Here is a 4,224-nt window from a genome sequence, read left to right as displayed (position 1 = left end):
TGTATTTTGTATAGATTTCATTTACAATAAATAGAACCAATTAGATGGAGGTAGATATGGCAGCACTTAGAACAGCTCTCATAATAGCAATATTCTCTCTCGGCTCTGCTTTTTCCATGCACGCCTTTGCTCAGGAAGACACGGCCGAGGAAAGCAACGAAGTATCAGAGACAATTTTTGACCCCGAAGCTCTTGAGATTCTAAAAGAGATGTCGGACACTTTGGCGGGGGCACAAGAATTTACATTCAACACCGAAGTCACAAACGACAGATCGCTCGATACTGGACAGACGATCCAGGTAAGCGGCAGCATGACTGCCGCAGTTAAAAGACCTGATAATGTATATGCAAAGTACACTGGGGACTTTAACACAAGAGAGGTTTGGTACAGCGGCACTACTCTGACAATGTTCATTCCGGACAAAAACTTCTACGGCGTTCTTAAGACACCTGACAACATAGACGCAACAATGGATTTTCTAATGGACAACTACAACTTTGCACTTCCTCTTGCAGATGTGATAAGCGCAAATCCATATGAGTCAGTAATGGAAACCACGATCGGCGGGTTTATTGTGGGGGACAGCAATGTTAGGGGTACAGAATGTACGCATCTTGCTTTTGTAGGAGAATATGTGGACTGGCAGGTATGGATCTCAAACGACGATCCGGCCCTTCCCTATAAGTTAGTTATTGAATACAAGCAGATTGAGAGCAGCCCTCAGTATCAGGCAATTTTCTCTAACTGGAATCTAGATCCGAAGTTGCAGGCATCTACATTTAAGCCCGATCTGCCGAAAGATGCTGTAAAAATAGACTTTATCAACTTTAAGAAACAAGAGGGAGAAAAGAAATGACTATAAGCTCAAGAGATATTAACTTTAAAATATTGCTGACCGCTTTTTTCTTTCTAGTCCTTATGATTCTTGCAACTCATTATGCATTCTCAAGAGGCAGAGGCGGGGGAAGAGGCGGAGGAGGCCACCACTCAATGCACAGAGGCGGCGGGGGCGGCGGCTTTGGCAACGGCGGTAGAGGAAGTGTTAGATATTCAGGGCGCTCAGGCGGAAGTCACAACAGAATGGGCCAAAGGCCAAAATCTAACATCGGTCAGACAAGACCCGCTCAAAGACCGGGCGGAAATGTTGCAACAAGGCCAAATAACCCTGGCAATAATAGGCCCGGACAGGGAAATCGTCCTGGAAATAACAGACCGGGGAATAATAGACCTGGCGATGGGAACCGTCCCGGAAATAACAGACCCGGAGGCAGCGGTAACTTTAACAACAATAACAACAACATCAATATAAACGTGAAAAACAACTATAACCACAAATACTACGGTGGATACTGGAACTCATGGGGCGGGTACTACGGCGGATGGGCTTTTGCGAGCGGCATAGTAATTGGAGCTGCAATTGCCAGTATTCCAGATAACTCTGCGCCGGTAATCATTGAGGGCGACACATTTTATTACTCAGACGGTGTGTACTATGCACCTGAGAATAACGAATACGTAGTAGTTCCTCCTCCAGAAGGCGCAATCGTAGCTGAACTGCCGCCATCCTGCACACCAATTAACGCAAATAGCGGGCAGTACATGGACTGCGGGGGCGCATACTATCAGCAGGTATCAAATGGATATAAAGTGGTGCAGCCACCAATAGGCGCAATTGTTACCGACATTCCGGACGGCGCTCAGAAAAGTGATGTTGGCGGGCAAACTTATTTTCTATTCGGAGGGGCTTATTATCAGCCGTTTTACAGCGGAAACTCTGTTGTATATAAGATAGTATCACCGCCGGCTTAAAATAAAAAAGGTAGGAAAAACATTAAGGAGGGAGTATCTATGAAAACAGTATTTTCTATTTTAGTAGCAGCGTTATTAGTTATATCATTCTCCGCACAAGCATTTGCCGAAGTTGAAGAAATGGTGGAGATGCAAAAAGGCCCAAAAGGCATCAAGCTTGTTGATGCTGTAGTAATGACCGCAACCGTTCAGGCACTTAACCTAAACGAGAGACTCATCATTCTTGGCGATGACGCAGGAAACGTGCAGGTAGTAGAAGCTGGACCAGAAGTAAAGAACTTTGATCAGATCGAGCTTGGGGATCAGGTAGTGATTGAGTTCTTTGAGTCAGTTGCTCTATTTCTAGGCTCTCCGGCAGATAAGCCAGGGGAATCAGAGACTCAGATTATGCACACAGCCGCCGAAGGGGATAAGCCCGGCATGATTGCGGTTGACGTAATTGAAGTAATCGCAACAGTTGTTGAAATCGACAAAGAGAACATGAAAGTAAAACTAAAAGGCCCAGACGGCAATGTGGTTACAGTGAAAGTTGACCCGGCTATGGGAAACCTAGAGAATATTAAAGTAGGCGATAACATCCACGCTCGCTATACAGAAGCACTTGCAGTATCAGTTCAAAGACCATAACGTATCACTAACAAGATGGGGAGCTTGCCGCGCAGGCTTCCCATATAAATTTAACTATATTGAAACCGATCTTATCTGTACTAATTTTAATGTATTATAATAAATAAAAATTAATGGAGATGGGCCATGTTAGAACCAATAGAGGGACTTTCGGAGAATGCGCTGGGATTCACCGCAAAGGGCGACGTAACTACCGAAGATTATGAGAATGTTCTCATCCCGGCAGTGGAAGAAAAACTAAAGCACCAGGACAAGATAAGACTTTTATATCACCTTGGAAATGAGTTTAATAAGTTTGAAGCTGGGGCTATGTGGGAGGACTCTAAGGTTGGGCTTGCGCATATAACAGATTGGGAGCGGATCGCAATTGTGACAGATGTAAATTGGATCCAGCAGGCAGGGAAGATCTTCGGGTTTGCTATAGAGACCATGTCCGTTCCGGGCCACGTAAAGGTATTTCATAACCACGAGCTTGACCAGGCGATCAAGTGGATCGGCGAAGATGAAGAAGAGGATTCCTAAATACTCTTAAAAAGTTGTAGAAATCACCTAAAAAACCAGAGAATATTAGAATATGAAATTAAAGAGCACAGTTTTAATTGCATCGTTCGTTGTTTTATTCGGTCTTATCTCCTGCGGGGGCGGAGGGGATGGAAATCAGTGCACGGAGATAGTTAGCGAGAACAATTTTATGCTAGCTTTTGCCGGCTGCCCTAATGACGCAATAAAATCTGTGTGCAACTCTTTTGAATGCACCTTCACTCCTCAGTTTGGAGGAGATCCTCCGCCGCCTGAGTTTTTTGCGGTAATCGACACTCAGATGGACTGCAGCCGGATTGACCGCTGTGTTAATTTGGACTGTGACCTACGAGATGAGAACGGAGCGATTGTGGGAAATGTAATTCTATCTACACTTGAAATACTCCCAGGAAACGCTTTTGTAGGCGCTGCTGATGTAAACGGAGCATCCCCTTTTGATTTCACATGCGATATTATCCTTCCATAATGCTGTAATAAATTGAAATACCTGTTACTATTAAAACCCTTATGAGTGAAATGCATCCAATAGAAAAACTAAGGGATTTTACGCTTGGCGAGAACCTTGATGCTATGGCGCTAATGTATAAGGGTGAGAAATACACCTACGGCGATCTTGAGCTTATGTCCCGCCACATCTCCACCTGGTTTACAGCGATGGAGCTTAAGGGACACCCTGTAGCATTTATGCTTCCAAACGGCTTTGAGCTTATGGCAGTGTATCTTGCCTGCTTAAAAACAGGGGCAATAGCAATGCCGCTTAGCAGAAAATACTCAGCTAAGGAGCTTGAGCGGGTTCTGATTCAATCAGAGGCAAAGGCTTTAATCGTTGAGCTAGATAAGATTGCAGTTGCAGAGGATGTGGACTTCACAAAAACCCAGGTAAAAACAGCATTTCATAACGGAGTTGTTCCAAGGGAGGGCTTTAATAATTTCTACACCCTTTTGGGACCAGCTGGCCAATATCAGCCGATTGCGGTCGATCCTTCTGACCCTGCGGTGATTTTCTATACTTCTGCAGCAGATCAGCCAAAGGGAGTTGTTCACACCTATTCATCAATACATGGAGCGCTCAGGTCAACTTCGATTGCGCTAGGAAACATAGACAAAAATGACAGGATTCTAGTGTATGATCCGCAGTTTCAGATAAGCGGATTTATTGAGACATTCTCAGGTCTACTATACGGCGCGTATATCTCGCTCTTTGACACCTATGCGTCACATGAGTGTGTGCCTGCGCTTGTTAACGA

General features: G+C 44.7%; 6 protein-coding genes. All 6 read left to right on the top strand.

The features are described 5' to 3' along the window. Positions 1 to 56: 56 nt before the first annotated feature. Positions 57 to 857, top strand: coding sequence for a DUF2092 domain-containing protein (locus AAF462_10540; GenBank protein ID MEM7009560.1), 801 nt, complete (start codon positions 57 to 59; stop codon positions 855 to 857). Next, entirely contained in the window at positions 854 to 1,810 is a 957-nt protein-coding gene (locus AAF462_10535; protein ID MEM7009559.1) for a DUF6515 family protein, read from the top strand. Before AAF462_10540 ends, AAF462_10535 begins: the two co-directional genes overlap by 4 nt. Before the next feature lie 39 nt (positions 1,811 to 1,849). After that, positions 1,850 to 2,437 (top strand): hypothetical protein, encoded by a 588-nt coding sequence (locus AAF462_10530; GenBank protein ID MEM7009558.1) that lies wholly within the window; start codon positions 1,850 to 1,852, stop codon positions 2,435 to 2,437. 126 nt (positions 2,438 to 2,563) lie between these two features. Then, positions 2,564 to 2,959: an STAS/SEC14 domain-containing protein gene (locus tag AAF462_10525; protein ID MEM7009557.1), complete on the top strand. Its 396-nt coding sequence runs from the start codon at positions 2,564 to 2,566 to the stop codon at positions 2,957 to 2,959. Positions 2,960 to 3,011: 52 nt separating this feature from the next. Next, complete coding sequence (locus AAF462_10520) at positions 3,012 to 3,443, top strand: hypothetical protein (GenBank protein MEM7009556.1); 432 nt, start codon at positions 3,012 to 3,014, stop codon at positions 3,441 to 3,443. Between the two features lie 41 nt (positions 3,444 to 3,484). Then, on the top strand, positions 3,485 to 4,224 hold a 740-nt coding region (locus tag AAF462_10515; GenBank protein MEM7009555.1), incomplete at its 3' end, for a class I adenylate-forming enzyme family protein.

Source organism: Thermodesulfobacteriota bacterium (assembly GCA_039028315.1).
In the GTDB taxonomy this organism is placed as follows: Bacteria; Desulfobacterota_D; UBA1144; order Nemesobacterales; family UBA2774; genus CR02bin9.
Note: the sequence above shows the minus strand (reverse complement) of the source record. Positions and strands in the feature narration are given on the sequence as shown.

Coding starts and splice junctions, on each gene's coding strand:
- AAF462_10540 (MEM7009560.1), top strand. CDS start 57: ATGGCAGCACTTAGAACAGCTCTCATAATAGCAATATTCTCTCTCGGC.
- AAF462_10535 (MEM7009559.1), top strand. CDS start 854: ATGACTATAAGCTCAAGAGATATTAACTTTAAAATATTGCTGACCGCT.
- AAF462_10530 (MEM7009558.1), top strand. CDS start 1,850: ATGAAAACAGTATTTTCTATTTTAGTAGCAGCGTTATTAGTTATATCA.
- AAF462_10525 (MEM7009557.1), top strand. CDS start 2,564: ATGTTAGAACCAATAGAGGGACTTTCGGAGAATGCGCTGGGATTCACC.
- AAF462_10520 (MEM7009556.1), top strand. CDS start 3,012: ATGAAATTAAAGAGCACAGTTTTAATTGCATCGTTCGTTGTTTTATTC.